General features: G+C 41.9%; 7 protein-coding genes and 1 pseudogene. 1 reads left to right on the top strand and 7 read right to left on the bottom strand.

The annotated features are described in order from the left end of the window. Together B4033_RS09835 and B4033_RS09840 are read right to left on the bottom strand one after the other, a co-directional pair. A pseudogene (locus B4033_RS09835) lies at positions 1 to 376 on the bottom strand (DUF3108 domain-containing protein); the annotation flags it as partial. Between the two features lie 151 nt (positions 377 to 527). Continuing rightward, positions 528 to 1,217: a hypothetical protein gene (locus B4033_RS09840; protein WP_048881840.1), complete on the bottom strand. Its 690-nt coding sequence runs from the start codon at positions 1,215 to 1,217 to the stop codon at positions 528 to 530. 267 nt (positions 1,218 to 1,484) lie between these two features. On the opposite strand from B4033_RS09840, the gene B4033_RS09845 reads away from it, so the two are divergent. Further along, positions 1,485 to 2,348 (top strand): energy transducer TonB, encoded by an 864-nt coding sequence (locus B4033_RS09845; protein ID WP_213033854.1) that lies wholly within the window; start codon positions 1,485 to 1,487, stop codon positions 2,346 to 2,348. On the opposite strand, the gene B4033_RS09850 is transcribed toward B4033_RS09845, so the two are convergent. The 5 genes from B4033_RS09850 to B4033_RS09870 form a co-directional block, all read right to left on the bottom strand. Beyond that, a complete protein-coding gene (locus B4033_RS09850; RefSeq protein WP_286833550.1) occupies positions 2,345 to 2,644 on the bottom strand; it encodes an antibiotic biosynthesis monooxygenase family protein in 300 nt (99 codons plus the stop codon). The genes B4033_RS09845 and B4033_RS09850 overlap by 4 nt on opposite strands. A 31-nt stretch (positions 2,645 to 2,675) precedes the next feature. Beyond that, complete coding sequence (locus tag B4033_RS09855) at positions 2,676 to 3,074, bottom strand: hypothetical protein (RefSeq protein ID WP_076754325.1); 399 nt, start codon at positions 3,072 to 3,074, stop codon at positions 2,676 to 2,678. Between the two features lie 143 nt (positions 3,075 to 3,217). After that, the gene (ybeY, locus tag B4033_RS09860) at positions 3,218 to 3,700 is read right to left on the bottom strand and encodes an rRNA maturation RNase YbeY (protein ID WP_004809720.1); all 483 of its coding nucleotides are present in this window, start codon (positions 3,698 to 3,700) and stop codon (positions 3,218 to 3,220) included. 22 nt (positions 3,701 to 3,722) lie between these two features. Further along, on the bottom strand, positions 3,723 to 4,799 hold the full coding sequence (locus tag B4033_RS09865) for a PhoH family protein (protein ID WP_004896076.1): 1,077 nt from the start codon (positions 4,797 to 4,799) through the stop codon (positions 3,723 to 3,725). 39 nt (positions 4,800 to 4,838) lie between these two features. Further along, positions 4,839 to 5,454 (bottom strand): radical SAM protein (locus B4033_RS09870; RefSeq protein ID WP_286833553.1); only part of this gene is annotated, 616 nt, incomplete at its 5' end.

Raw genomic sequence — 5,454 nt, forward strand, 5'->3', positions numbered from 1 at the left:
AGGCAAATGAACGTGCCTTGTCATCTTTTTTAGTATGAATAGTTTTAGAAGACGGATTGAACTTGATACTCATGGTATTGTTATTAACCAATACCTTACTGCTACGGCTAAAATTGCTAGAATTAATCTTGCCATTATTAAAAGTAAAATGACTGGTTTCTGTTGCAGAAGCAATCGCGGCAGCCTTGGCTGCAAATACATAAGTCCAGTTATTACCTGACTTGGTTAAGGTTCGTGTTGCTGATCCCATGTTCTTGCCATTATAGCTAAACTGATAAGTCGCCTGGAATGGGCTCATGGCAAACGCTTGACTGGACATGCCTGTGAATACCAGTGCTGTAGTCATACCAATAGTTTTAATTAAGTGTTGTGCCATAAGTGAATTTTCCTGTATGAAAAGGCAGTCAGTCACTTCTGCCAAGCTTTTATTATCAGACTAAAATGTGGAGGGAGAATGAACTGATAAAATTCGCAGAAGTGTATCATTCATGTCATTTTTTTCATTGTTGTTTCATAACTTAAACACTTTACGAATCTTGTTTCTGCTTGATCGGTGTGACCTGATTTTCACTGAATTCATCTGTATCATCCCAGCTTTCTTCTTTTTCTTGAGACAGCTTTCTGAACAAGGCTGCTAGATTCACATTTCCAATAACGACCAGTTCAGCCTCACGTAATACAGCATGATTGACATGTACTTTAGACAAAGTATCAATCACTGATCGGCTTTTACCGAGCCAGCGGTTAAGATCTAAATGTAGTAGGTCATCAACAACTTTAATTACACCCAGCTTTTCCAGAATCATACCGAGAGGATCTTTATTCAAAATGCGCTGATAGAAAAATAGGGCACAACGTACGCCAATTTTATAGAACACATTTGGGTATTTAGCATCAATTACTTGGGTATCGCTAATCTGTTCAAAAACAATCAGCTGGCGGTCTTTATTCAACTCCATCTGTACCAGTTTCAGGTCAACAGACAGAGTAATGACCATGCCATTGTAATCAAGTGTTGCATATAAGCGTAACCAGTCATCATGCAGATCCGCATGCAGATCTTTTAAGGCTTTGACGTTATCAGTCACAAAACGCTGAAAAGTTGCATTCAAAAATACCTGAGAGAGGGGAAACTCGCGTTCATCTTCAATAAACCCTTCCGCCTTCTGATACACCTGGCGAATGCGTCTGGAAATATTGGAAATGATGGTTTGCATATGGAAGCATCCTGGCAACTATATTTTTGATAGCATGTATCTTGTCGAAAAGTATAAAAAATACAAGAGCGTGTGCTTGCAGTTTAGCAAAATAAATTGCACCATTTTTAGTGTTTTGTTTATACAACGTAGAAGATTTGATATAGCTCTCACTATCTACTCAAAGTGAAAGATATATCAATATTTGTATACTGAAAAATTTTCTTTGCAAGATATTAAGGATAAAGGCTCCTGGCTGAGCCTGAAAATGTGACTAGAATGACCCTGATGCCTTTGGTTAAATCATGGTGGAAAGATCCAATTTTTAGCAGTGCTGTAGGGATTGCTGCATTATTACATATCATGATTTTAATGCTGCAGTTTGGAATGCCATCGGAACAGGATACTTCGACCAAGGAAATTGCAGTTAGCCTGCGCGTCAGTAATGACAAAATCGAGCATGCCGATTTTCTTGCCCAGACAGATCAGCAAGGTTCCGGTCAGTTCCGTGAAGCGCATCGTATGTCCAGTGATGCTCCATTGCCGATGCCAGATCAGACAGCTGGAAAAGAAGCAATGCTTCAAAACAGCCAAGATATGCTGCAACAAAAACAGGAGTTGAGCTTTGAAGAAAAAGTTCTGATGACAACCCTAAGCTGGCAGAAACAGGCAGAAGAAAATCAGCGCAAGAAACGTCAGGAAGAACTCAACAGCCAGTTTCAAGCCAAAGCTGCTATGGTCGCGAGTCTGGAAGCTCAATATACGCAGCGCCAGAAAAACTTTAGCCGTCAGCAGAAAATTAAAACTGTTGACGGTATCCAAGCCAAGCAGGATGTATCTGCAGCTTATCTGGAAAAATTCCGTCAAAAAGTCGAATTTTATGGGAATCGTTTTTATCCTGAATCTGCCCGTATACAGCGCTTGGCGGGTGACGTCCGCTTAATGGTAATTCTGAATCAAAATGGGGGTATTCGAGCGATTCGATTGTTGGAATCTTCTGGTCATACTGTATTGGATGAAGCTGCTCGAACCTCATTACGTAAGGCTGCGCCGTTTGGTGCTTTTGATGCCAACATGAAAGATATTTCAGAATTACGAATTATCCGAACCTGGCGTTTTGATCCGGCAGAGGCAGAGTTTGAAGTGCGTTAATCTGGCGCTGTTTCATAATGGCGTAATACCTTACAGACATCCACGCTGAAATAGCGATACCAGTTATCTTTACCGAATTGTTGCGCGGCCTGGTGTTCAGCGTCCTGATGCCAGGCATGAATATCCTGCAGGCTGCTCCAGTAGGAAAGTGCAATCTCAGTGATTCCTTCAGTTAAACTTTCAAAATGCTGACAGTGAAACTGGGTCAAGGCCTTTTCCCGCATCTGTTGGGCAGTGGCAAAGTAATCTGTGTCTAACTGCTTAATTTTATATTTAAAAATAACGACATATTGCATAGTAACTTCTAATTTTAACTAATTTCTGAAATTATTCTTCCACACGATGATAATAACCGTGTTCTCCGGAACTGTTCCAAATCACATTTAAAAATTTGCCTTCAATTTTTAGATGCTTTGGAAAAATCCTCAGATGCTTTTTATATTTACGCTCAGGTTTTAAACCGATGCAGTTGCCATTTTTCCACCATCTACCTTCAGCATATTGATCTAGGGCTCCATAAGTTAGATACCATTTAAATTTACCTTCAGGCAATAACAGCATTTCAGAGCCTGTTTCCATGACGCCATTTAAATAATAATGACCTGTCCAGACTTCATCTGCTTTTTGAAATTGGGTTTCTTTACATAGCGTCTTTGAACTTGCATAAAGCGTTGAAGATAGAAGGGAAGTACCCATGAGTAGCAATACGAGAAGAATCTTTTTCATTTTTATCCTGAACTTTAGCTAATCATCTTTATTGTTATGAGGTGTATTTTATCAGCTTTGGTTGAATTAAATAGCATTGATTTGATTGCTATTTACAGGCATAAAAAAGCGAGCCGAAGCTCACTTTTTATAGTCGGAAAATTTTAGTCTCTTTCCAGATATGGATTTGCAAAACCGAATTTTGCCAGAATCTCGATCTCAATGCCTTCCATCTCTTCTGCATCTTCATCTGAAGTCTCATGATCATAGCCCATCAGGTGCAAGGTGCCATGAACCAGCATATGGGTAAAGTGAGTCAAAGGTGCTTTGCCTTGTTCAACGGCTTCACGCAATACCACTGGGATACAGATGACCAAGTCTCCAATCGGAAAAGCATCCAAAACTTCTGCCATTTCATCCGGAAGATCACTTGGAAAAGACAACACATTGGTGGGTTTGTCCTTTCCGCGATATTCCAGATTCAGTTTGTGGCTTTCATCATTGTCGACACAGGCAATACCAATTTCACAATCACTTTGCGTACCGATATGACGTAAAGCAGTTTCTACAACTTTCTTGATATAGGCACGCTTAATCACGAGTTCAGGTGCCTGAAAATCCTGTTGTAGACTAAGACTAAGTTTCAAAACAAATCCTTAAAAGTAAATATTAATGCTGGGCGTCAGCTGCCGCATCATTTTCAGCGACCAAGGCTTCCTGACGTGCTTTGCGTTCGGCACGTGCTTCGGCAGTTAAACGTTGTTGTTCACTATCCCAGCCCTCATAGGCTTCAACGATTTTCTGAACCAGCTGATGACGTACCACATCACGGGAATGGAAGCGGGTGATATGAATCTCTTTCACATTTTCCAGTACACGAAGTGAATGGGCCAAACCAGATTGCTGACCACGTGGCAAGTCGACCTGGGTCACGTCACCGGTAATCACTGCACGAGAGCCAAAGCCCAGGCGGGTCAAAAACATTTTCATCTGTTCAGGTGTCGTGTTCTGTGCTTCGTCCAGAATCACAAAGGAGTGATTCAAGGTACGACCACGCATATAAGCCAGTGGTGCCACTTCAATGATCTGACGTTCAATCAATTTGGCTACTTTTTCGAAACCCAGCATTTCATACAGGGCATCGTAAAGCGGACGTAAGTATGGATCGATTTTTTGTGACAGATCACCCGGCAGGAAGCCAAGTTTTTCACCGGCTTCTACCGCAGGACGTACCAGGAGGATACGCTGAATCTCATTACGTTCCAGCATGTCCACTGCAGCTGCTACCGCCAGATAAGTTTTACCTGTACCGGCAGGACCAATACCGAAAGAAATGTCACTTTGCAGAATGCGTTGTACATAACGTTTCTGATTGGCACCACGTGGATTGATACGGCCTTTACGAGTCTGTAGCCAGACATTGTCCAGACCAGTATGTTCCTGATCATGCAGGTTGTCCTGCAATTCACGGTCGGTTTGGCTGCCTTGGATCATCAGGTGCAGGGTATCTGCACTGATCTGACCGCTCTGTTCAGATTCTTCATGAAGTCGCTGTAGGAGCAACTCCGCTCTCTCAACGGCATCGATCTCACCATCAATAAAAAAGCTATCGCCTCGATGGGAAACTTTGACGTCTAAACGTTGTTCAATTTGCTTCAAATGGCCGTTATAAGCACCGAGCATGCTCTGTAAACGGTCCATTGAAATTCCAGGAAAAGCTACTGTACGTCGAATCGCTGCTGTCAAAGAGAGTTCCTTATAGAGATAGGTTCTTATATCCCTACATTACGCCACGTCAGGCTCAAGATTCAATAGCTCACCGTAAACTAAATTGAGTGTTTTTATTTCAGTGATTTCAATCTCGGCAAAACGTCCAACCCATGCAGGATCACCGATAAATGTCACATAACGTGTGTTATCTGCGGTGCCTACCAGGACATTTGGATCCTTGTCAGAAACTTTTTCTATGAGAACACGTTGAATGGTGCCAAGCATCGCATCCGTTTTCTCAATACTGGATTGCTTGATCCATTTTTGAACTTTTGCCAGACGTTCTTTTTTCACCTGTTCAGGTGTAGTGTCTTCAAGTTCCGCAGCAGGCGTACCCGGACGTTTTGAATACACAAAGCTGTACGAATGATCAAAGTCCATATCTTTAATAAACTGATATGTTTCTTCGAAGTTGTCGTCGGTTTCACCCGGGAAACCAATAATGAAATCTGAAGATAGGTGCATATCCGGACGGACTTTACGGAGTTTGGCAATTTTCTCGATATAGACATCAATCGTATGGTTACGCTTCATCGCTTGAAGGACGTCATTGGAACCACTTTGTACTGGTAAATGCAGATGTGACACCATTTGTGGCAGGTCACGGTAGCATTGAATCAGGTCATCATTA

Source organism: Acinetobacter sp. UBA3132, assembly GCF_002364825.1.
Taxonomy (GTDB): domain Bacteria; phylum Pseudomonadota; class Gammaproteobacteria; order Pseudomonadales; family Moraxellaceae; genus Acinetobacter; species Acinetobacter schindleri.

Excerpts from the sequence above, each read along its gene's own strand:
- B4033_RS09845 (WP_213033854.1), top strand. The coding sequence starts at position 1,485 with ATGCCTTTGGTTAAATCATGGTGGAAAGATCCAATTTTTAGCAGTGCT.
- B4033_RS09850 (WP_286833550.1), bottom strand. The coding sequence starts at position 2,644 with ATGCAATATGTCGTTATTTTTAAATATAAAATTAAGCAGTTAGACACA.
- B4033_RS09840 (WP_048881840.1), bottom strand. The coding sequence starts at position 1,217 with ATGCAAACCATCATTTCCAATATTTCCAGACGCATTCGCCAGGTGTAT.
- B4033_RS09855 (WP_076754325.1), bottom strand. The coding sequence starts at position 3,074 with ATGAAAAAGATTCTTCTCGTATTGCTACTCATGGGTACTTCCCTTCTA.